18 protein-coding genes are annotated in these 22892 nt (G+C 56.2%); 11 read left to right on the forward strand and 7 right to left on the reverse strand.

The window, feature by feature from the left end; all coding sequences use genetic code 11:
• Window positions 1–24: 24 nt before the first annotated feature.
• The 3 genes from K2184_RS01235 to K2184_RS01245 all read left to right on the forward strand — a co-directional run bounded on the left by K2184_RS01235 (window position 25) and on the right by K2184_RS01245 (window position 3046).
• Window positions 25–1164, forward strand: coding sequence for a multidrug effflux MFS transporter (locus K2184_RS01235; RefSeq protein WP_163524867.1), 1140 nt, complete (start codon window positions 25–27; stop codon window positions 1162–1164).
• Window positions 1165–1269: 105 nt separating this feature from the next.
• Window positions 1270–2253 carry a fatty acid desaturase gene (locus tag K2184_RS01240; protein ID WP_163524869.1) on the forward strand — a complete coding sequence of 328 codons (984 nt, stop codon included), beginning with the start codon at window positions 1270–1272 and terminating at the stop codon, window positions 2251–2253.
• Window positions 2246–3046, forward strand: a complete 801-nt coding sequence (locus K2184_RS01245; protein ID WP_123830330.1) for a phosphate/phosphite/phosphonate ABC transporter substrate-binding protein — start codon at window positions 2246–2248, stop codon at window positions 3044–3046. The genes K2184_RS01240 and K2184_RS01245 overlap by 8 nt, the downstream gene beginning before the upstream one ends.
• Window positions 3047–3239: 193 nt before the next feature.
• Here the strand turns inward: K2184_RS01245 and K2184_RS01250 are convergent, their stop codons facing one another.
• Together K2184_RS01250 and K2184_RS01255 are read right to left on the reverse strand one after the other, a co-directional pair.
• The gene (locus K2184_RS01250; RefSeq protein ID WP_163524898.1) at window positions 3240–3926 is read right to left on the reverse strand and encodes an RluA family pseudouridine synthase; all 687 of its coding nucleotides are present in this window, start codon (window positions 3924–3926) and stop codon (window positions 3240–3242) included.
• Window positions 3927–3985: 59 nt separating this feature from the next.
• Complete coding sequence (locus K2184_RS01255) at window positions 3986–4879, reverse strand: LysR substrate-binding domain-containing protein (protein WP_004103196.1); 894 nt, start codon at window positions 4877–4879, stop codon at window positions 3986–3988.
• A 315-nt stretch (window positions 4880–5194) separates the two neighbouring features.
• Between K2184_RS01255 and pckA the strand changes: the two genes are divergently transcribed.
• Together pckA and K2184_RS01265 are read left to right on the forward strand one after the other, a co-directional pair.
• Window positions 5195–6835 carry a phosphoenolpyruvate carboxykinase (ATP) gene (gene pckA, locus K2184_RS01260; protein WP_163524870.1) on the forward strand — a complete coding sequence of 547 codons (1641 nt, stop codon included), beginning with the start codon at window positions 5195–5197 and terminating at the stop codon, window positions 6833–6835.
• A 232-nt stretch (window positions 6836–7067) separates the two neighbouring features.
• Window positions 7068–7562 carry a hypothetical protein gene (locus K2184_RS01265; protein WP_004103192.1) on the forward strand — a complete coding sequence of 165 codons (495 nt, stop codon included), beginning with the start codon at window positions 7068–7070 and terminating at the stop codon, window positions 7560–7562.
• A gap of 78 nt (window positions 7563–7640) precedes the next feature.
• Here the strand turns inward: K2184_RS01265 and K2184_RS01270 are convergent, their stop codons facing one another.
• Window positions 7641–8168, reverse strand: coding sequence for a lipocalin family protein (locus tag K2184_RS01270; RefSeq protein WP_004103190.1), 528 nt, complete (start codon window positions 8166–8168; stop codon window positions 7641–7643).
• 249 nt (window positions 8169–8417) lie between these two features.
• Between K2184_RS01270 and uraH the strand changes: the two genes are divergently transcribed.
• A complete protein-coding gene (gene uraH / locus K2184_RS01275) occupies window positions 8418–8792 on the forward strand; it encodes a hydroxyisourate hydrolase (RefSeq protein ID WP_029779342.1) in 375 nt (124 codons plus the stop codon).
• Window positions 8793–8888: 96 nt separating this feature from the next.
• Here the strand turns inward: uraH and K2184_RS01280 are convergent, their stop codons facing one another.
• A complete protein-coding gene (locus K2184_RS01280) occupies window positions 8889–9323 on the reverse strand; it encodes a PTS sugar transporter subunit IIA (protein WP_004103186.1) in 435 nt (144 codons plus the stop codon).
• The gene (locus K2184_RS01285) at window positions 9320–10759 is read right to left on the reverse strand and encodes a sugar porter family MFS transporter (protein WP_004113687.1); all 1440 of its coding nucleotides are present in this window, start codon (window positions 10757–10759) and stop codon (window positions 9320–9322) included. The genes K2184_RS01280 and K2184_RS01285 overlap by 4 nt, the downstream gene beginning before the upstream one ends.
• A 1011-nt stretch (window positions 10760–11770) precedes the next feature.
• On the opposite strand from K2184_RS01285, the gene K2184_RS01290 reads away from it, so the two are divergent.
• From K2184_RS01290 to K2184_RS01300, 3 genes are all read left to right on the forward strand, one after another.
• Window positions 11771–14983, forward strand: coding sequence for a molybdopterin cofactor-binding domain-containing protein (locus K2184_RS01290; RefSeq protein WP_163524874.1), 3213 nt, complete (start codon window positions 11771–11773; stop codon window positions 14981–14983).
• A gap of 12 nt (window positions 14984–14995) precedes the next feature.
• Window positions 14996–15454, forward strand: coding sequence for a (2Fe-2S)-binding protein (locus tag K2184_RS01295; RefSeq protein WP_004103181.1), 459 nt, complete (start codon window positions 14996–14998; stop codon window positions 15452–15454).
• 65 nt (window positions 15455–15519) lie between these two features.
• Entirely contained in the window at window positions 15520–16125 is a 606-nt protein-coding gene (locus tag K2184_RS01300; RefSeq protein WP_004113683.1) for a nucleotidyltransferase family protein, read from the forward strand.
• A 73-nt stretch (window positions 16126–16198) separates the two neighbouring features.
• Here the strand turns inward: K2184_RS01300 and fdhF are convergent, their stop codons facing one another.
• A complete protein-coding gene (gene fdhF / locus K2184_RS01305; protein WP_163524876.1) occupies window positions 16199–18346 on the reverse strand; it encodes a formate dehydrogenase subunit alpha in 2148 nt (715 codons plus the stop codon).
• Between the two features lie 133 nt (window positions 18347–18479).
• Window positions 18480–19955 (reverse strand): nucleobase:cation symporter-2 family protein, encoded by a 1476-nt coding sequence (locus tag K2184_RS01310; RefSeq protein ID WP_004103176.1) that lies wholly within the window; start codon window positions 19953–19955, stop codon window positions 18480–18482.
• A gap of 510 nt (window positions 19956–20465) precedes the next feature.
• On the opposite strand from K2184_RS01310, the gene ygfT reads away from it, so the two are divergent.
• Both ygfT and K2184_RS01320 read left to right on the forward strand, forming a co-directional pair.
• Entirely contained in the window at window positions 20466–22406 is a 1941-nt protein-coding gene (gene ygfT / locus K2184_RS01315; protein ID WP_163524878.1) for a formate-dependent uric acid utilization protein YgfT, read from the forward strand.
• Complete coding sequence (locus K2184_RS01320; RefSeq protein ID WP_004103174.1) at window positions 22403–22879, forward strand: 4Fe-4S dicluster domain-containing protein; 477 nt, start codon at window positions 22403–22405, stop codon at window positions 22877–22879. Before ygfT ends, K2184_RS01320 begins: the two co-directional genes overlap by 4 nt.
• The last annotated feature ends 13 nt before the right edge of the window (window positions 22880–22892 follow it).

Raw genomic sequence — 22892 nt, forward strand, 5'->3', positions numbered from 1 at the left:
CCTCTTGTTTATCAGGAGGTAGATATGTTGGGACGTGCCGCGCTGGTACTGGTTACTGCGCTATTGATGTTTCCGCAAATAGCGGAAACGATTTATAGCCCGGCGCTGACCGATATCAGCGCCCGGTTTTCCGTGAGCGCAGCGCAGGCGGCGCAAACGCTCTCCGTATACTTTATCGGTTTTGCCGTCGGCGTTCTGTTGTGGGGCGGATTCAGCGATCGCTACGGTCGGCGCCCGGCCCTGCTGGCGGGGTTAGGTGTCTACGCGGCGGGGTGCCTGCTGGCGCTGTGGGCCAGCGATTTTTCGCTGCTGCTGGTGGCGCGGATCGTCACGGCCGCTGGCGCGGCAACTGGCTCAGTGGTGACGCAGACGGTTCTGCGGGACTGCTATAGCGGGCGGCAGCTGGCGGGGATTTTTTCGTTTATCGGCCTGGCGCTGGCGGTGAGCCCGGCCATCGGGGTCTATATCGGCGGTGGGTTGACCGCCATCTGGGGTATGCGCGGTGTCTTCAGCGCGCTGGCGATTTTTGCCGCCGCGCTCCTGCTGGGCTGCCTGTGGTTGTTGCCGGAAACGCGCCCGCATAACCTCAGGGGAGGGTCTTTTCTTGACGTGCTGAGGCGGATGGCGGGCGACAGGCGTATCGCTCTGGCGGCAATTCTGGTGGCGGCATTTAACATCAGCCTGTTCAGCTACTACAGTCTGGCTCCCTTTCTGTTCGCCAGATTCGATCTCGATGCCCTGGCCTTTGGCTACAGCGGCGTGGCGCTTGCCGCGGGTTCGCTGTTCGGCGCGCTGCTTAACCGCCGTCTGCTGCGTCAGAATGTCCCGCTGGGGCAAATGCTCGCGATCGCCTGCATCCTCCACCTGGCGGGCGCTGCCGCCGTGTACGTGCTGCGGGAATCGCTGTGGTTTGTGGCGCCGGTCGCGCTGGTCACCCTCGCGTATGCGATGGCGATCCCGCTGGTTCTGGGATCGGCGCTGAGCGCCTATGGCGACTGTCGGGGCACCGCCGGCGCCATTTTCGGCTTGTTTTATTATCTTCTGATAGGCGCCGGTCTGCTGGCGGCCGGATGGGGGCAATCGCTGGGCGCATCGCTGCTGCTGTGCGCTGGGGTAAGCCTCATCGCCGGGTGGCGCTATATGCACTCGCTCAACGACGCATAAGGCCGATTTCTGGCAAAGCTTAGTGATTTAATTTCTTTGTTATTTAACGCGTTATCTCACATCTTCGGGGGAGCAAAACGATAACGCGAAAAGGTAGCTTCAGGAATGGCAAAAAGCAGATCGGCCTATTTGCATCCGCAGCAGCGCGAGCGGATTCAGCAGTTGTCCCGCAGCTGGCTGTGGCGCAGCGAACTGCCGACCTGGCTACTGATTTTTGCGATCTACGGCGGCTGGTTTGCCTCGCTGGCCTGGTGGCGCGCGCTGGGGCTGTTCCCGGCCACGCTGCTGCTGGTCTGGTTCACCGCCTGGTATATGTCACTGCAGCACGAGCTCATTCACGGCCATCCCACTTCGCGGCCGTGGTTTAATCAACTGCTGGGGACCCTGCCGCTGGCGGTCTGGTACCCCTATGGTCTGTATCGCGACTCGCACCTCGCGCACCATAATCATCATCTGCTGACGCAGCCGGTTGACGATCCGGAATCCTACTATTTTACGCCGCAGAGCTGGCAGCATTTTGCCCCCTGGCAGCGCAGTCTTATTCATCTGCGCAATACGTTTATCGGCAGGCTGCTGGTAGCGCCGCTGCTGGATATTGCCCAGACGCTCAGCTGCGCGCTGACGGCGCTGCGTCTTCGGCGGGTGAAAACGCTAGCGATGTGGCTGGTTCACGGCCTGCTGCTGGCGGCGCTGTTCGCGTGGATGCATCACCTTGACTTTTCGTCGCTCTATTTCGTGCTGGCTGTCAGCTATCCTGCGCTGGCGTTAACCAAAGTGCGCTCTTTTCTTGAGCACCGCGCCGCGGACGATCCGCTGGCCCGTTCGGTGATTAACGAGGCGGGACTGGTCTGGCGGGTGCTGTTCCTCAATCTCAACTACCATTCAGTGCATCACGATTTGCCGGGCGTACCGTGGTACGGGCTGCGAAAAATCTATCTGCATAATCAGGCGGAGTATCAGCGGCGCAACGCCGGGTTTGTGGTGCGCGGCTACGGTGAATGGCTGCGGCATTTTTTTGCCAGACCGGTGACGGTGAATGCGCATCCCGGGTTCAACCAGCAGGGTAAGGCGGATGAAGAGCATGAGTGAAAGGCTGGCGTTTCCGATGTACGCGGTGAATGACGAGGATACTCAGGCGCTCTGGTGGGCGGTGCGGCAGCTGCTGACGGCTCGCGGCGTGGTGGATGAGGATGGGCTGTCATATACGGTACCTGAGGATCTGCTGGCGCACTGGCGCCATCCGGCGCTGCTGTTGAGCCAGACCTGCGGTTATCCGCTGGTGACGCTGTTGGCGAACGTGCAAACGGTCGGCTGTTTTCACTATTCGGCGCCCGGATGCGAAGGGCGGAACTACCGCAGCCTGCTGGTGGCGCGTGAAGCGGACGGAGGGAAGTCGCTGGCAGATTTTCACGGGCGTCGGGTCGCGTGCAATTCGCCGGATTCCCAGTCCGGCTATAACGTGCTGTTAAAAATGATCGCGCCGCTGTCGCGCGATGGGCGTTTCTTCTCAACGGTCGCGTTTAGCGGCAGCCATCGCCAGTCGCTGCGTGAACTTCAGCAGGGGACGGCGGATATTGCCGCCATTGATTGCGTGACCTGGGCGCTGCTGCAGCGTCATCAGCCGGAGGCGCTGGCGGGGCTGACGGTGATTGCCCATAGCCCGCTGGCCCCGGGGCTACCGCTGATTACGTCGGCGACGACGCCCGCGGCGACGCTGGAGTTGCTCAGAGAGGCATTGCAGCAGCTGGTGAGCGATGAACGCTATCAGCCGCTTTGCGAAGCGCTGTTTATCTGCGGCTACAGCGATATGCGGCGCGCGGACTATCAGCCGCTGCTGGCGTGGCGTGAAGAGGCCGCGGCCAGAGGCGTTGTGCGGCTATAGTTGGCAATTGCCCCGGGCCGCGGCGCAAGCGCCTTGCCCGGGCTACCCGATCGCAGGCGGCTGTGAACCCGTAGCCCGGTCAGCACAGCGCCACCGGGAAGCAAGTCGCAGCGCGGTCAGCGAGTCGAATTCAGGCGTTGACGTCAATTGGCGTAGGGGAGCGTCGGCCCAGCGGGCTGGCGAGCGAAGCGAGTTAAAACGCGCTCGGGCTGACGGCGTCAATCCTCTCTCCGCTAACCGGATGCACGAAATGCAGTTCGCTGGCGTGCAGCATCAGGCGCGGTGCCTGTTCTGTTCCCGGAAGCGCCATGCCGCCGTACAGATCGCAGCCCAGAATAGGGTGGCCAAGGTGCTGGCAGTGAATACGCAACTGATGGGTGCGGCCGGTTTCCGGAGTCAGCTGGACTCGCGTTACCGGCACTTGACCTTGATAGCGCAGGCGCTCCACGACCCGATAGCCGGAGCGGGCAGGTTTGCCGTGGCGCGGGCAAATCGTCATCAGCGGAAACAGCGCCGGATCTTTGGCTATCGGAGCGTCAACGGTTCCTTCATCATCCGCCAGATGCCCGCACAGCAGCGCGCTGTAGACTTTGCTCACCGCACGCTGGCTGAACTGCTGGCAGAGCGCGGCGTTGATGGCCTTGTTGCGCGCAATCACCATCAGCCCGGAGGTGCCGAAATCAAGACGATGCGCCAGCGTGCTGCCGGGAAACTGTTGTACCAGTCGATAATGTACCGAGTCGAGATTCAGGGGATTTTTCCCCGACAGGCTCAGCAGGCCTGAGGGTTTATCGATCAGCAGCAGATGGTCATCCTGGTAGAGGATATCGATTTCAGCGTGGCACGGCGGGGCGATAAAGGTATCGATAACGGTAGACATCAGGCTGCACGGAGAGAGAGTGGAGGCGGATAATAGCGTATTATTCGCCTTCACGCGAGCTATGCGGTGACGGTACTCATGGCCTTAATATGCTGCCAGAAACGTTCGGCGGACTGGTTGAGCCGCGCACCGGAGCGATAAATATAGGCGCCGATCGGCAAGGACAGGCTCTCATCCATTATCGTCAGGCGGCCTTCCTCGAGCTCGCGCTTGATAGAGTATTGCGGCAGCCAGCCCACGCCATCGCCGTTGAGGATCATACGTTTTAACAGCTCGCTCATTGAGGAGACAAAGGTCAGCGAGAAGGTAATTTCCGGCTTGCGGTCGATCACCTGATTCACCTGGCGCCCCATATAGCTGTCGTTGGCGTATTTCATCAGCGGCAGCACCCCGCGATGCAAATTAAAAAGCGGTCTGCCGTGCTTATCGCAGGGAGAAACGAGGTGCAGCGCTGAGTCGAAAATTTTATGATTGATAAACGGATAGTTCATCAGCTCTTCATTATAAAACGACAGGATAAAATCACTTTTGCCTTCTTTAAGATTAAATACGGCATCGTTGACATTAATCGATTCAACATGAAAAGTTTTATTCTTCCGGTCGGTATAACCGGCGATAATTTCTGGCAGTAATAAAACGGAAAGCGACGGCGCGGCGTCGATTCTTATTTTCTGCGTGGTGTTGTTCAGCCCTTTAATTCGGCTGATCTGGAAGTCCATATCGTCGAGCATATTTCGTGCGTAGCCAACGAAAATCTTCCCGCGGTTGGTCAGCTGCAGCGGGTTTGCCGAACGGTCGAAGATGCTGAAGCCCAGCGAAGACTCGAGCGCCTGAATGCGGCGGCTGAAGGAGGACTGCGAAATATTGCGGCTTTTGGCCGCGAGCGTAAAGCTTCTGGCTTCCTCAAGGGCAATCACATCGTAAAGCCATTTTACTTCAAGATTCGCCAGCACCGATCCATTCCTCATTCCTGCAATAAATGCTATGCAATTTTAGCATAATGCATAGAAACTATGCAATTAACATACTTACCTACAGGTGTTAACATTTTTAGCAGAGTTAGCTTATGAGGTATACGTGCCAACGATATTTCTAAAGTACAGGCGAAACCCTACACGAGCACGATTTTAAATCGCCGGCTCTGGTCTGTTCATCCTGGTTATTTAATTGCACGATGGTTTTTTTATTAAAATAAATCCATCTGCTTAACTAACGGGTTGAAATAACCGAATAGCATCTTATCCAGCCAATAGTTTGTCAGGAGTGCCATGTCACGTATTGAATCAGTAAAAGACGCTCTTCTTGCGCTCGGAATTCAGGAAAGCAGCGAGCTGTTTTATAACCCCGATTACGACTTGCTGATTGCGCATGAAACCAGTGCAGAGCTCATCGGCGCGGCGCGCGGCGTCATGACCGAGTCCGGGGCCGTTGCCGTGGATACCGGGATCTTTACCGGACGCTCTCCGCGCGACAAATATATCGTCAGAGACGAGTTGACGCGTGACACCGTCTGGTGGTCCGATTCCGGCCTTGGCCGCAACGATAATAAGCCGTTATCCACGGAGATTTGGGCTGACCTGAAGACGCTGGTTGCCGGACAGCTGAGCGGCAAAAAATTGTATGTTGTCGATGCCTGGTGCGGCGCCAGTCCGGCAACGCGCCTGGGCGTCCGCTTCGTCACCGAAGTGGCCTGGCAGGCGCACTTCGTCAAAAACATGTTTATTGCGCCGAGCGCGGAAGAGCTGGCTGAATTTACGCCGGACTTCGTCGTCCTCAACGGCGCGGGCTGCACCAACGACAAATGGCAGGAACAAGGGCTGAATTCCGAGAACTTTGTCGCCTTTAACCTGAGCGAAAAAATTCAGCTGATCGGCGGCACCTGGTACGGCGGCGAAATGAAGAAGGGTCTCTTCTCGGTGATGAACTATCTGCTCCCGCAGCAGGGGATCGCCTCGATGCACTGTTCAGCTAACCGCGGCGAAGCGGGAGACGTGGCGCTCTTCTTTGGTCTGTCAGGCACCGGCAAAACCACGCTTTCCACCGACCCGCAGCGTCAGCTGATCGGCGATGACGAGCACGGCTGGGACGATGAAGGCGTGTTTAACTTCGAAGGCGGCTGCTATGCCAAGACCATTAATCTTGACCCGCATGCCGAACCGGAAATTTACGGCGCGATTCGTCGTAACGCGCTGCTGGAAAACGTGGTGGTCAGAGCCGATGGCAGCGTGGATTACGCCGACGGCAGTAAGACTGAAAATACCCGCGTTTCTTATCCGCTGTCGCATATTGACAACATCGTGAAACCGGTATCGCGCGCGGGCCATCCGTCGAAGGTCATTTTTCTTGCCGCCGATGCTTTTGGCGTGCTGCCGCCGGTATCCCGTCTGACAACCGAGCAGATGCAGTATCATTTCCTGTCGGGTTTTACCTCGAAGCTGGCCGGAACCGAACGCGGCATTACTCAGCCAACGCCAACCTTCTCCGCCTGCTATGGCGCGGCCTTCCTGCTGCTGCACCCGACGCAGTATGCCAGCGTTCTGGCAGCGAAAATGGCGGCATCGGGCGCCGAGGCCTGGCTGGTGAATACCGGCTGGAACGGAGAGGGCAAGCGCCTTTCACTACGCGATACGCGCAATATCATCAGCGCGATCTTAAACGGCACTACCGGCGAGCTGCGCGAGGAGACGGTCCCGGTGTTCGGTCTGTCTATTCCGCAAACCGTGCCAGGCGTGGATAGCGCGCTGCTTGACCCGCGTAGCGGCTGGTCTTCCGCCGACAAATGGCAGGAGAAGGCCGAAAGTCTGGCGCAGTTGTTTATGGATAACTTCAGGCAATATAGCGATACCGAAGCCGGCGCCCGCCTGGCGTTAGCCGGTCCGACGCTGACAAAATCAGCCGTTACGGCCTAAGGCATTTTTTCAGCGACCAACCCGGGCAGCCGCCCGGGTTTTTTACGTTAGCCATCGCCGGGTGAATGGCGCAGGAACTTGACTCTGCCTGTTTAGCGATTATAAATAAAGGGATGCAGGGCTCAGGATTGGGTCAAAATAACCTCATGGCATTGTTGTTATGAGAATTATCCTGGTAACCCCGCTGCGATGATCCCTCGATACGCTGATATCGATAAATAAAGGAATGACTATGAAACTCTGGAGTAAAACGCTAATCGCTTCTGCCGTATGCTTATTTCTTGCCGGCTGTGATGATTCCTCAAAGGTTGATGCTAATCTGGATAAAGCAAAAGATAACGCCCAACAAATTAAAGAGGCGGCGTCCGATAAAGCCGACGCCATTAAGGATGAAGCTGATAAACACATTGATGCAATAAAAAAACAGGCGGCGGACGAGGCCAACAATCTCAGCAGCCAGGCCTCCAGCATCAAGGCGGAGGCGGATAAAAAAGCGGAAGCAATTGCTCAGCAGGCCCAGGCCCAGGCTGATGCCGTCAAGCAGGATGCCCGGCAGAAAAGCGACCAAATCGTGCAGGAAGCTGGCAAAATTAAAGACAGCGCGATTGTTGATGCCAATAATCTGGCCAACGATGCGGCGAATAAAACAAAAGAAATTAAAGAGAGTATCGCTCCCGCTAAAACCGCAGAAGATGCGGCCAATGCTAACCAGCAGACATCACACTGATTATTTTTCGCCCTCCAGCCTTATGCCAACATTATCTTCAGCGCGTTGGTTCGCTGAAGATAATGTGGATTCTGCCTTTTACTTGTGGGTCACCCAGACGAGTTTATCGACCGGGAAGCCCAACTTCCGCGCAATGCTCACATACTCCTGCTTCACGGAGTCAGGGATGGTCGGCGTGCGCGACAGGATCCACAGATAGCCGCGATCGGGGCCGCTGACCAGTGCATATTGATACTGGCTATCCAGCGCGATCACGTTATAGCCACCGTAAAACGGGCCAAAAAAGGAGACTTTCAGCGCCGCAGTATCAGGAGCGCCGGTGAAATAAGCTTTACCCTCGCTCTCGTTCCATTTTTGTTTCTGCGGATCGTAACCACGGTTAACTACGCTAATGCCGCCATCGCTGCGTTGACCGTAGGTCGCGGTGACCTGCTCCAGGCCGCGTTCGAAACGATTTTCAAGGCGGGCAACTTCATACCATTTGCCCAGATACCGACTCGCGTCAAAGTCGCTTATGGGCTGGACACCTTTGGGTGGCGTGGGGGATTTACAGGCGACAAGGGTTAATGCGATAGCAACGCCAGTCAGAACAGGCCATATCTTCATGTGAAGTCCTTTTGTGAACGCAGGAACAGGAAGTATAGCGCAGGCTTATTCTTTTCCCGATCGTTGAGGTTATATTCAGAAAAATCTATCGTCCCCGGGACGAATAGCATTCTGCGCTTGTTTCCATAACCGCGTTTATCACGAAAAATTGAATATATTTTCACAGCCCAGCTGCTAACGTTTAATTGTTATTATCCGCAACAGGAAAACATTGTGAAAAAATTATCCGGTCTGGTTCTGTTATCTGCTATGTCTTTCATCCCCGCAGCGTTTAGTGCTCCCACCGGGACGCTCAGCGTACATATTCTCAATCAGCAAACCGGGCTGCCTTCCTCGGGCGTGACGGTGACCCTGGAAAAACAGCAGGCGAATAAATGGACCGAGCTTGCAAGCGGCGTAACCGACAACGATGGCCGAATTAAATCGCTGTATCCGGCAGAAGGGGATATGCAGCCGGGGATTTACAAAGTGACCTTCAAAACTGGCGATGACTTCAATAAGCAGAAACTGGCCTCATTTTTCCCGGAGATCCCGGTTCTCTTTACCGTGACGCGCACCAATGAAAAGCTACATATTCCTTTGCTGCTCAGCCAGTATGGCTATTCCACCTATAAAGGCAGCTGATCGCTCGCAATAAACACGCTTTACCTCACGCCATAATAAACAAAAGCCTGCTTACAAGCAGGCTTTTATCTGACGACTTTCGGTAGCGCGCCGTGCTTATTGGTTTTGCTGGAGGATCCTTAAAAAGTCCGCTTTATTGGCAATCAATGACAGCGCTCTGGCGATAACTTCATCGCTAAAGATTGACGCGACTTCTCTTAGCACATCAATGTGCTCACTCTCTTTAGCAATCACGCCAATGGCAATGAACATGACGTTATTTCTGTCCCAGATTACGCCGTCAGGGAACTGATAAATCTCAACGCCGGTTTTAACTATGATGTTTGTGGCTGATTTAGGCAGATGCGGCAGCGTAATGCCGTTACCTAAAAAGGTGGAGACCTGGCGCTCTCTTTCAGCAAGAAAGGCCACGCAATCTTCACTGACATAACCCCTGGCCTTAAAGTCAGCGCCAATCATCGCCAGCACTTCCGCTTTATTTTTCGCCCGGCATGACAGATGAAGATTATCTTGCGTAATGTTATCGATCATAATCCGCTTTCCTTTGTTGCTGCATTGAGTCGTGCTGAAGATTTATTGGCCGACAGCTCTTCTTCCAGCTGCTCCAGCGATTTATTTGATGTTTCAGGTAGCGCCGTGACGACAAAAATAATCGCCAGGTAGTTAATAGCGGCAAAAATCAGGAACACCGGGCCTAACCCGAGCTTGGCCTGCAATAATGGGAACAGATAGCTGACGATGGCGTTCATCACCCACATGAAAAATACCGATATGCCCATCGACAGTCCGCGGAACTTGAGCGGAAAGAGTTCCGCCAGCACCACCCAAGTGATAAAGCCCATCGTCCCCTGCATTACGCCAACGAACATCGCGCCGAGCAGCCAGATGGCCGTGGCTTTGATGTCGCCGACCAGGGTGTAGTCTACGCCGGCAATGATAAGGTGCAGGGTAGCCATGATCGCGAAACCATAAATAATGATGGTTTTACGCTTAAAACGATCGACCAGGAACAGAACGCCAAATAACATGCCGCCGACGGAGAACACGCCATTGAGTACGTTGCAGATGAGGGAGGTTCTTTCGGAGAATCCGGCGCTGCTCAGGATCTCAGTGCCATAGTACATGATGACGTTGACCCCGGTGGTCTGCTGCAGCGCCGCCCAAATCACCCCTACCAGCAGGAGTTTGAAAATCCATGGCGTCTGAAGGATGGTGATAAAGGCGTTTTGCGAATGGAGCTTTTTATCGGCTTCGGCCTTAATTAAGGTGGTGATATCGTTGAATTCTTTGGTTGCGCGTTCAAGCGGGCGGATTTGCTTTAAAATTTCCAGCGCTTCTTCATGGCGGTTTTTGCTAACGAGCCAGCGAGGGCTTTCCGGCGAACGCAGCATGCCGATAAACAGGCAGATAGCGGGAATGGTCTGTACCATCAGCATATAGCGCCAGACGTCGGGCAGATGGCCCCAGAGGATGCCAATAATGGCGTTGATGGCAAATGCGGCTAACTGGCCGATGACAATCGCGACTTCATTTAAGCCAGTGAGTTTTCCGCGCATTTCCGTTGGCGCGACTTCAGATATAAAGGTGGGGGCGGTGACCGAAGCGCCGCCGACGGCATAGCCGAGGATGAAACGTGAAATAAGCAGTACGGTGATATCTGGCGCCAGAGCGGACATCAGTGCGCCGATGAAAAAAATAAAGGATAAAAAAAGCAGGTATTTTCTTCTGCCAAAGAAATCGGCGAATTTTCCCCCGAACACGCTGCCTAGCGCAGCGCCGATCAGCAATACGCTCATGACCAGACCTTCAGTGGTCGGCGTCAACGCCATATATTGTTTCAGAGAGGAAAATGCGCCATTAATAACGCCGGTGTCATAACCGAATAACAGGCCGCCAAATGTCGCAACCAGGGTTATCTGGTGTAGTCGTTTTCTCTGCTGTAGGTTCAGATTCATAATAAGAGACATTTTTATACCTTTTGTTTTGATTAACGGCACGAGATAAAAACGTGTCATCCCATCCCCGTCATGGCCTGCCTTTGCGCCAAGCGAAGCACGGTCGGGATGAAATAATTTTTTGTTCTTAGTGCAACTATTTAGCGCGATTGCTATGCGCTAAATAAAACCGATCAAAGAGGTTTCTTTTTGATTAATGATGAATCATCGGTAGATGCGGGGCTGGGTCCTCCGGGATGGTCGACGTTCAGAAAGTCCCCGGCAGCGTGAGGGTGGAAAAGGGGTGGGCCAATATAAACGGTTCTGATAAATCCTGATCTCACTTCCTTCATTGCATCCTCCGGGGGGTTAGGATTTCTGCTGCGCCATTAAGGCGGGCAGAGTGCGTTTAGTGAGACGTTATTATTGACGCAATAATTGAAATAAAAATGCAAACAGATCACATTTTGAAAGTTTTGTTTCGAGTGTGTTTTGTGAGGCAAGTGTATCAGCCTTGTTTATACAAGGGCTTTGTTTATAATCATCTGATATATAGAGTAATTTTTTAGCTCGCAAATGGGGGGTGTAGCTATCAGTATGCCGATGTATTGTTAAAATTATGATATATATCACATTTGTTTGCCGCATATTTTATGGAATTTAAATTCCATTATTGAAATTATTTTAATTTTTATTCGAAATTTGATGGCAAAAAGCTGCTGCCGTGGCGAGCGTTAACATTCACGGCTTAACCTCCTGAGTCCGCTTTTTGACCGCAAGCGAAGGCTGAGATCTATGTATGTCGTCAATGATTAGCGGCGGGGCGGCTCCGGGAAAGAGAATTGAGAACAACCGATTATCATAGTGATACGCCTGTTCTCTTTTTGATAATTACCCGGCAGGCTTATCCATGTCATATTATTTCAGCGGCAGGTTTTTTTAGAGATGCTTCACATAACTTACCCTCAAATAACCCTTTATTTATAGGTGGCATAGCCATTGCTTTATTCAGTCATCTTTCTTTGTGAGTGGAGACTGAATAATATGGATACAGTGCTTGTTGGCAGTGAGGTGCCCCGCGTAGACGGGCTCGCCAAGGTGACGGGTAAAGCTGTCTACGGCGATGACATCACCATGAATAATATGCTGTATGGCGTATGCCGCTACGTCGATATCCCTGCCGGGCGTATTGATTCTCTAGACCTGTCGGAGGCGGAAAAAGTCCCGGGGGTCGTGTGCATCGCCACCTGGGACGATATACCCGGCCAGCGCAAACTGGGGGCGATTGTTCCCGATCATCCGCCGATTATTGACAAGGAGATCGCCTACCGCGGCGACGTGGTAGCCGTCGTGGCGGCGGAATCCTATGAGGCGGCCTGCATTGCCGTCGATAAAATCAAAATCACCTATACCCCGTGGGAACCGATTACTTCGCCGGAAGAGGCCATGAAGCCCGGGGCGCGCCTTATCCACAGCGAACTCGATAGCAATATCATCAATCGCCACCACACGGCGAAGGGCGATATAGAAGCCGGCTTTGCCGCCTCCACCCATATCTTTGAACGTGAATATGAAGTGGGTTTTCAGGAGCATGGCTATATTGAGCCGGAGTCCATTACTGCCTATCTGGACAATAATGAACAGATCATGACCATTGAAGGGTCGATTCAGAACGCTCACCGCACCCGGGCGGTGATTGCCAAATATCTCGACCTGCCCCAGGCGAAAGTCAATATTAAGCGTTCGGTCCTCGGCGGCTCCTTCGGCGGTAAGGATGACATTATCGATAATGTCTCCTGCCGCGCGGCGCTGCTGGTGCACCTGACCGGACGGCCGGTTAAGATCTCCTATAACCGTGAACAGTCGATGCGCGAGAGCTACAAGCGCCATCCTTATAAGATGAAATACCGCATTGGCGTGGACGACGACGCGCGTATTCAGGCGATTAAAATTGACATCATCGCCGATGGCGGCAGCTACTGCGGCCAGACGGTGTTTGTCACCTGGCGCAGTTCCGTCCAGGCGGCGGGCCCCTATAATATTCCTAACGTGCGCGTCGATCTGGTGGGGGTGTATACCAACAACAACTACACCTCGGCCTACCGCGGCTACGGCGCGCCGCAGGTCATTTTCGCCAACGAATCGCTGATGGATGACGTGGCGGGCGAACTGGGACTGTCGCCCGTCGAATTCCGTTTGCGCAATATTCTCAAACAGGGCGATACCAGCATGGCCGGGCAGGTCTTCAGCGAACATACCGTCTCCGCGCAGGAGGTGCTGGAGAAGACGCTGCTCAAGGCCGAATACGAGGCCAAACGCGAGCACTATAAAAAACTTAACGCGGAAGGCGGCCCGATTCGCTACGGGATCGGCTTCGCACTGAGCCATCGCGGCTGCTCTCTGGGGGCGGAGGGGCTGGATGCGTCCTCGGCCCTGATTCAGGTGAATGCCGACGCCAGCGTGAACATTTCCACTTCGGTATCCGAGAACGGGCAGGGGCTGCAGACCACCATGTCGCTGCTGGCGGCGGAAGCGTTCGGTATTGCGCTCGATCGGGTGATGTTTAGCGAACCGGCCACCGCGATGATCGCCGACGGCGGCTCAACGGTCGCTTCGCGCGATACCCTGATGGGCGGGCAGGCGATTCTGAGCGCGGCGAACAAAATTAAACAACGCATGGCGGACGCCGTCAGGGAAACGCTAAAAGCGCAGAGCATTGACGATATTGCCTGGCAAAATGGCAAAGTGTTCAACCGCCACAACCCGGAGCTGAGTCTCAGTTTCCAGCAGGTGTGCGATATGACCCGGGCTACCGGGGCAAACCTCTCCGCCTACGGCTGGCACGTGGCGCCGAATATTCACTGGGATGAAGAGAAAGGCTGCGGCAGCCCCTATTTCACCTGGGTGTACGGCTGCCAGCTGGCCGACGTGGCGGTGGATATGCGCACCGGTAAAATTACCGTCAATAACGTCGTCGCCACTCACGATGTGGGAAAAGTCATTAACCCGGTTGGCTTTAGCGGCCAGGTTTACGGCGGCGTGCTGCAGGGGATGATCGGCTACGGCATGCTGGAGGATTTCAACACCGAGCACGGCGTGGTGAAATCGGAAAACTTCGATACCTATCTGCTGCCGACCATCAAGGATATGCCGCACATCGATATCATCGCGGTGGAAAACTATGATAAAGCGGGCCCGATGGGGGCGAAGGTTATCGGCGAACCGGTGCTCGAACTGGGCGCTGCGGCCCTCAACAACGCGGTGAGCTTCGCCATCGACCGACCCAACCGGACCCTGCCGCTGACGCTTGAACAGGTTCGCCTCGGCTATAACCTTAAGAAGCCGGAACGCCAGAGCGAGCAGATGCTGGAATCGGGCGATAAGAAACAGGTTCACCGCCTCAACACCCTGTCGCTGAGCGTCCCGCAAACCCTGAAAGAGGCTCTGACGCTGATGGCCGAGAAGGGGGCAATGCCTATTGCCGGCGGTACCGATGTGCTGGTTCAGGCCCGGATGCTGTCCGGCGAAGTGCCGCTTGTTAATATTGCCGGGCTGGCGGAGCTGAAGGAGATTTTTGACGTTGAGGGTGGCGTCTCAATTGGTTCCGGCGTCTGCTTTACCGATCTGGTTAAGCATCCGTTGATTCAGCAACGCTATCCGCTACTGGTCACTGCCTGTAAAACCGTCGGCTCCCTGCAGCTGCGCAATCGGGCAACGATCGGCGGCAATATCGTCAACGCCGCCCCGTGCGCGGACTCCATGCCGCCGCTCATTATCTATGATGCGGAAGTCGAGCTGCGCAGCGCGCGCGGAACGCGCCGGATGCCGGTCAGCGAATTCGTCGTGGGCGGCTATCGCACCCTTCTTGAACCCGATGAGCTGGTGGTCCGCTTTATCCTGCCGGCGCCGACGCAGCAACCGCTGATCAATCGCTATCTGCAGCTTGGCCGACGCAATGCGTTGAACATTACGCGCCAGAGCTTAACCGGGCAGTTCATGGTCGATAAGGGCGTGGTTCGCCTGTGCCGTCTGGTGGATGGCGCGCTGATGGCTAAACCGCAGCGGCTGACTGAGGTTGAGCAGGCGCTCACCGGTAAGACGCTAGACGCCGCCGCCATCGACTATGCGGCAGGCGTGCTTCACGACAAGGTAGAAAAAGCCATCGGCGGACGCTGGTCAGCCCCCTATAAAGTCCCCGTATTTATCGATATGTTCCGGCAGATGCTGCAGGAAGTCATGACAGAGCAGAAGAAATAAGGAGCCATGAACATGAACCATATTGAGCTAAAAGTGAATGGCATCCGCATTGCCCGCGATGTTAAAGACAATGTCCGCCTGATCGATTTTCTACGTGAAGATCTCAAGTTAACCGGCACCAAAGAGGGCTGTTCGGTGGGTGAGTGCGGCGCCTGCACCGTCATTCTGGACGGAAAATCGGTCTGCTCCTGCCTGCTGCTGGCCGCCCAGTGCAACGGGGCGGAGGTCACCACCGTCGAAGCGCTGCATCACGATCCGGTCGGCAAAAAATTGCAGAATGCCTTTATTCGTCACGGCGGCGTTCAGTGCGGCTTCTGCACCCCCGGCGTATTGATGAGCGCTAAAGCGCTGCTGGATGCCAACCCGGCCCCCAGCGACGATGAGCTGAAAGAGGCGCTGGAAGGGAATATCTGCCGCTGTACGGGATATCAGCCGATCATCACCTCGATTAAAGCCGTGCTGAAATCCTGACCATCGTAAGCGCCGCCGTCGCCAGTTGACGGCGGCGCTTTTTCGGCTGCAGGAGGAGGATGACAATGAGCAAAAAAGTCGATAAGCAGTGCATTATGCTGGCCGCCGGGCTCTCAAGCCGCATGGGCAAGTGGAAAATGATGATGCCGTGGGGCGAAGGAACGATTCTGGATAGCGCCCTTGCCAGCGCCCTGGCGTTCTGCGATCGGGTGGTGCTGGTCACGGGGTTTCGCGGCGATGAGTTGGCCGCGTGCTATCAGGACCATCCGGGCGTTGAGGTGGTCTTTAACCCGCGATATCAGGAGGGCATGTTCTCTTCGATTCAGTGCGGGGTGAGCCATATCCGCGCTTCGCGTTTCTTTCTGGCGCTGGGCGATATGCCGGAGGTCACGCCGGGCGTGTACCGCAGGCTATGGGCCAACGCCGACGCGGAAAGCTGCCTCATTCCGGCTTACGATCGCGGTAAAGGCCACCCGGTACTTCTGCCGCAGCGGGCGATATCTTTGATTAACCACGCGGCGGAAGAGGTCACCCTGAGGGAGGTCATCGGTCAGATGGCAGTGCGCGTTATCCCGGTGGAGAATCAGGGAATTCACTGGGATGTAGACACTCCGCAGCAGTATCTTGCGGTCGCGCGCCGCTGCCGCAAGGATCTGACGGCTGTCGGATAGCGTTGATGGACGTCACCAGAAAAAATAAGCAGAGACAATATCGCCCCGGGGATTGACCGCCGGGGCGATATTTTTACCCCGCGGCGCTTTCGCGCAGGCGGGCTTTCAGCTTGCTGTATTCCTCAATGACGTACCTTTCGGCGGCTTGCCGATCGGCAATGCGCTCAACGTTAACGGCGCAGTACTTGTACTCCGGGGTTTTGGTTATCGGGCTGAGATTCTCGGTGACCAGCTCGTTGCAGGCGCCGATCCACCATTGATAGGTCATATAGACGGCCCCTTTATTCGGCCTGTCGCTGATCTTCGCCCGGGAAATCACCTTGCCTTTGCGCGAGTTAACCCACACCAGTTCTTCGTCCTCAATGCCGAGACGTTTTGCGTCGGCGGTGTTGATCTGGATGTAGCCCGGTTCGTCCGCCAGTTTGGCCAGCGCCGCGCAGTTGCCGGTCATCGAACGGCAGGAGTAGTGGCCCACTTCGCGCACCGTGGAGAGCACCAGTGGATACTCGTCGCTCAGCTTATCGATCGGCGCTTGCCATTCGCAGGTGAAGAACTGCGCCAGCCCGTTCGGGGTGGAGAAACGTTCCGCAAACAGATACGAAGTGCCCTGGTCCGCCTCCGACTCGTCGCGACACGGCCACTGCACGTAGCCCAGTTCCCCCATTTTCTCGTAGGTCGCGCCGAAGAAATTGGGGCACAGGTGGCGGAGTTCATCCCAGATCTGCTGGGTGTTGTCGTACTTCATCGGATAACCCATACGGGTGGCGATCTCACAGATGATCTGCCAGTCGGTTTTCAGATCCCACTTCGGCTCTACCGCCTTGAAAAACCGCTGGAAGCCGCGGTCCGCTGCGGTATAGACGCCTTCATGCTCGCCCCATGAGGTCGAGGGCAGAATCACATCGGCCGCCGCGGCGGTTTTGGTCATAAAGATATCCTGGACGATGACCAGCTCCATCTCTTCGAAGGCCTGACGCACGGCGGAAAGCTCGGCATCGGTCTGGAGCGGATCCTCTCCCATGATATACGCCGCCCGCACTTCGCCGTGCGCTACGCGGTGCGGCAGCTCGCTGATGCGGTAGCCAGGGTTCTCCGGCAGGCTCCCGACGCCCCAGGCTTTGGCGAACTTTTGCCGATTCTCCGAAAATTTTACGTACTGATAGCCGGGATAGGTGTCCGGCAGCGCCCCCATGTCGCAGGCGCCCTGGACGTTATTCTGGCCGCGTACCGGATTAACGCCGACGTGCGGTTTCCCCAGATTGCCAGTGAGGATCGCCAGGCTGGTCAGGGAACGCACCGTTTCGACGCCCTGCCAGAACTGGGTCACGCCCATTCCCCACAGAATCATGGCGTTTCCGGCGGTGGCATACAGCCGCGCGCATTCGCGAATCTGCCTGGCGCTGACGCCGGTGATGGCTTCCACCGACTCCGGCGTATAGCCTTCGACGATTTTGCGATACGCTTCGAAACCTTCGGAACGCCCGGCGACAAAGGATTTATCGTAGAGATCCTCTGCAATAATCACCTGCCCGATGGCGTTGAGCAGCGCAATATTGGAACCGTTTTTCAGGGCCAGATGCAGGTCGGCAATGCGCGCGGTTTCGATTTTGCGCGGATCGCAGACGATGATTTTGGCCCCGTTGCGTTTAGCATTGAGGATGTGATTCGCCACGATCGGGTGCGAATCCGCCGGGTTATAGCCGAAAATAAACACCAGATCGGTATTATCGATCTCGGTGATGGCATTACTCATTGCGCCGTTGCCGACCGACTGGTGCAGACCTGCAACCGAAGGGCCGTGTCAGACGCGTGCGCAGCAGTCGACGTTATTGGTACCAATAACGGCGCGCGCAAATTTTTGCATGATGTAGTTGGTTTCGTTGCCGGTGGCGCGCGAAGAGCCGGTGGTCTGAATCGCGTCCGGTCCGTATTTCGCCTTGATGTCGCTGAGGCGATTTGCCACATAATCGAGCGCTTCGTCCCAGGAGACGGATTCCAGTTTGCCGCCGCGCTGGCGGCGGATCATAGGGGTTTTCAGGCGCGGCGTGAGGATCTGCGGGTCGTCAATAAAATCCCAGCCGTAGTAGCCCTTAAGGCACAGAGTGCCCTGATTGTTTTTCCCCATCGCGGCGTCGGCGCGGGTAATTTTTCCCTCCTCTACCGTGAGCTGCATTTTGCAGCCGGAGGCGCAGTAGGGGCAGACGGTCGTTACTCTCTTCATAGCAGTGGTCCTTAAACTTAGAACAGCAGGGCATAACTAAAGCGGCAACTAAGGCCCTGCGCTATTCCCTGCTGCACGACGGGTATCGCCAGCAGCAGCAGGGTGATCAAGGCAAACAGGATTCGGGTGGGCATTACTGTCCCTCCTGGGCTTCTTCAGGCTGTCTCTCCTTCTGAACTTTGCGCAGCAGGAGCCACATTCTGACGGTTCTGACGGCCATATTGCGCGCCGCTGAGCTCGGCGGGGCCGGATCGGGGACCGGCGTTTCGTGGTTAACGCGGAAAGGTACGCTGCCGTTGAGGGTGAGGTTGGCGACGATAGCCGTCAGGGTACCGATGGTGATCCCGCTGTGCAGAAACAGCTGAACCATCGGCGGAAACTGGGTAAACAGATTGGGCACCAGCACCGGCATCATGCCGAGGCCGAGGGTCAACGCCACGACCATGCCGTTATTATTGTTGCGATAGTTCACCTGCCCCAGGGTACGAATACCGGAGACGGCCACCATACCGAACATGACGATGCCTGCGCCGCCGAGGATCGGCTTTGGTATCAGCACCACCAGCGCCGCCATCCTTGAGAACACGCCCATCAGAATCAGAATGATACCGGAGACCGACACCACAAAGCGGCTGCGTACCCCGGTTAAACCGATCAGGCCGACGTTCTGCGCGAACGCGGCGTAGGGAAACAGATTAAAAAAGCCGCAGATAGTGGTCGCGATGCCGCAGGTGTTAAGGCCGTTGCGCAGCATTTTCGCGTCAACTTTTTTCCCGACGATATCCCCGGTCGCCATCATTGAGGACATGGTTTCCACCATGACCACCACCATGACCATTGATAGCAGGGCGACGGGGATAATATGAAATTCAGGTTTGGCAAACGGCATCAGGGTCGGTAGATGGAGCCAGGGTGTGGCGTGGACCAGACTAAAGTCGAGAGGCTTAAAGCAGCTCCAGAGTACGGTGCCGATAATCAGGCCGATCAGTACCGACGTATTTTTCACCACGCCGGAGGCAAAGGTGTAAATATTAAGAATAATCACCAGAGTAATCGCCGCCATCAGCAGCGAGAAGGGGGCGCCAAAACCGCTCATCTCGCTGCTGCCGCCGCCGATCCACCCGCCAGCGACCGGCATAATAGACATGCCGATAAGCGTGACGATGCTGCCCATGACCACCTTGGGAAAGAAGCGGATGAGCTTGCTAATCCACGGGGCGCAGCAGAGGATGAAAATACCGGAGACGATCACCGCCCCGGAAATACCGCCGATCCCATACTCCTTGCCGATCAACACCATCGGGATCAGCGCGGCGAAGGTACAACCCTGGATTAGCGGCAGCCGACAGCCGAGCCACTTACCGACCCCCAGCGACTGTACGATGGTGGCCGCGCCGCAGATAAACAGGTCGGCGCTAATCAGTAAAATAATGTGCTCCGGCGGGAGCCCTACCGCATTACCCACAACGAGCGGAACCGCCACGGCGCCCGCATACATCACCAGCACGTGCTGTAGTCCATAAAGAATCATTTGCGTAACGGGTAAAACCTCATCAACCGGTGCGGTTGAATGACCGTTGCGTGAGGCGGAATTGGCGATATCTTTCATGAAGTTGTTATCTCCTGTACGACTTCACTCCGTATAAACGTGAACGGAGCCGAAGTTACGATTCGAAGGCCGCTGCCTCCCTGAGCTGATGCGTTCACCAGCGTGTTGCGCGCACGTTGAGTGATATGCGTAAGATGTGCCAAAAATAAATATCCGGAGAATCGAAGAGGAATTGTGTGAAATAACTCACGGGAAAAAGGGCGGAATATCTCTCTGAGGGCCATATCTTTAAATAAGACGCGTTGGCAAAAAATGTGCGCTATCACATTGAGATAGGGACAATCTCATTTTGGTATTACGTACGATACGTTGAATTATCAACATGATTAAATCCAGAACGCAGCGAATAATCTTCCCTCAGGGCGCGTGGATAATTATCTCGCCGTTACGCTGAGGGGCACTTTTTTTTGAGGCTGCTCGCAAAAATGAACAGCATATGAATACCCTGAAAAAAATCGCCTGATTATTGCATCGCTTCCCGGTGAGTCCTGGAATAATAAAGGGAAGCAAATGAATAAATTTATTGTTGCCGATTCTGCAAACTGTATTGGCTGCCACGCCTGTGAAGTGGCCTGCGTCACCTCTCATCGCCAGGACAACTGGCCCCAGCAGCGCAGCGACTTTCTGCCGCGTATTCGGGTGTTCTTCCACCGCAACGCCAGCAGTGCGACAACCTGCCGCCACTGCAACGACGCTCCCTGCGTCGGCGCTTGTCCGACCCAGGCGCTGATCGTAGCCAACGACAGCGTTCAGTTTACAGAGGCGCTGTGCATCGGCTGTAAAAACTGCGTCATCGCCTGTCCCTTTGGGGCGATTGAGATGGTGGCCAACGATGACGACGCGCCGCAGCTGGCGCAGAAATGCGATCTTTGCCGTCAGCATCCTTCCGGTCAGCAGGCGTGCGTGGCCAGCTGTCCAACCCAGGCGCTGCGTCTGATGGATGAAGCCGCGGTTAACCAGCTGCGTACCGCGCGGCAGATCCGCTCCGCGCTGGAAACCCCGCTGGAAGCCGTTCGTGGCGTAAGACGTCGGGCGATACTCAATAAACCTCCGCGCGTTGGCGCAAAAAAAGTGCCCGCCGATGACCGCATGCAGCACTTCCGGGAAATCTATCAGCCGCTGAGCGAGTGCGATGCGGAGTACGAGAGCGAACGCTGTCTCTACTGCGCGCAGAAGGCATGGTGCAACTGGACCTGTCCTTTACATAATCATATTCCCGATTTCATTCGCCTGGTGAACGAGGGCAAGATTATCGAGGCGGCGGAGTTATGCCATCAGAGCAGCTCCCTGCCGGAGATTTGCGGCCGGGTCTGTCCACAGGACAGGCTGTGCGAAGGGGCCTGCACGCTCAAGAACGAAGGCGGCTCGGTCGCCATTGGCAACCTTGAGCGCTATATCACCGATACCGCGCTGGCGATGGGCTGGCGGCCGACAATCGACAAAGTGGCCCCGCGACCGGAGCGGGTGGCGGTGATCGGCGCCGGGCCTGCCGGTTTGGGCTGCGCCGATATTCTCGTGCGCGCGGGCGTGCACGTTGACGTTTTTGACCGTCATCCGGAGATCGGCGGTCTGCTGACCTTCGGTATCCCGCCGTTCAAGCTGGATAAAAAGGTGCTTGAGATGCGCCGCGACATTTTTAGCGCCATGGGCGTCAATTTTCATCTCAATCAGGAGGTGGGTCGCGACGTGGCTTTTGCCGATCTGCTGAAAAACTATGACGCCGTCTTCCTCGGCGTGGGCACCTACGGTCTGATGGCCGCCGGTCTGGAGGGAGAGAACGCCCCCGGCGTGATTCAGGCCCTGCCGTTCCTGATTGCCAGCACCCGCGAGGTGATGGGGCTTGAAGAGAGCGCCGAGTATCCGCTGACCGACATCAAGGGGAAACGCGTGGTGGTGCTTGGCGGGGGAGATACGGCGATGGACTGTCTGCGCACCGCCGTTCGCCGCGGCGCAGCGAGCGTGACCTGCGCTTACCGTCGCGATGAACTGAGTATGCCCGGATCGAAAAAAGAGGTGGTGAACGCGCGGGAAGAGGGCGTGAAATTTGAGTTTAACGTGCAGCCGCAGCGCATTCAGCTCAACCGTAAGGGGCAGGTCTGCGCGGTGGAGATGATCCGCACGAAGATGGGCGAGCCGGGGCCGGACGGCCGCCGCCGGCCGCAGCCGATCCCGGATTCCGGGTTTGAACTTCAAGCCGATGTGCTCATTATGGCGTTTGGCTTTCAGGCTCACGAGATGCCGTGGCTACGCGGCCACGGCATTAAGCTGGACCGCTGGGGGCAGATAGTCACCGGTGGAAAAGGGCGCGGAACGACGCAAACCAGCCATGACAAAATCTTTGCTGGCGGCGACGCCGTGACCGGGGCGGACCTGGTGGTTACCGCCATGGTCGCCGGGCGGCAGGCGGCCAGCGAGATGTTGACGCAATTCAGGGCCCGGGAGGAGATATGACCAGTTTTATCGTTGCCAGTTCGCAGGCCTGCATCGGCTGCAGGACCTGTGAGGTTGCCTGTGCGCTGGAACATGTGGCGCCGGGGGCGGAGTTCCATCCCCGCCTGAAGGTGATGCGCCTCGACGATCTTAGCGTGCCGGTGATGTGTCATCAGTGCGAGAATGCGCCCTGCGTGGGCGCCTGCCCGACCGGGGCGCTGAGTATGGGGGCGGAGAAAGTTGAAGCCGACGGCGGACGCTGCATTGGTTGTCAGAGCTGCGTTGTCGCCTGCCCGTTTGGGGCGATTACCATCGAGGTGGAGGCCGGTCTGACGCCGGTTATCGTCAAGTGCGACCTTTGTGGTACCCGCGAGCGTGGCCCCGCCTGCGTTGATGTCTGCCCGACGGCGGCGCTGAGTATCATGACCGAAGAGCAGCTCAGAGCGCTGCAAAAGCAGCGCAATATCGCTACTGCCGCGCTGCTGTCGCTATAAACGTTGCGCCCGG

It is taken from the genome of Klebsiella sp. K5-306, assembly GCF_051835185.1.
Taxonomy (GTDB): Bacteria; Pseudomonadota; Gammaproteobacteria; order Enterobacterales; family Enterobacteriaceae; genus Klebsiella; species Klebsiella oxytoca.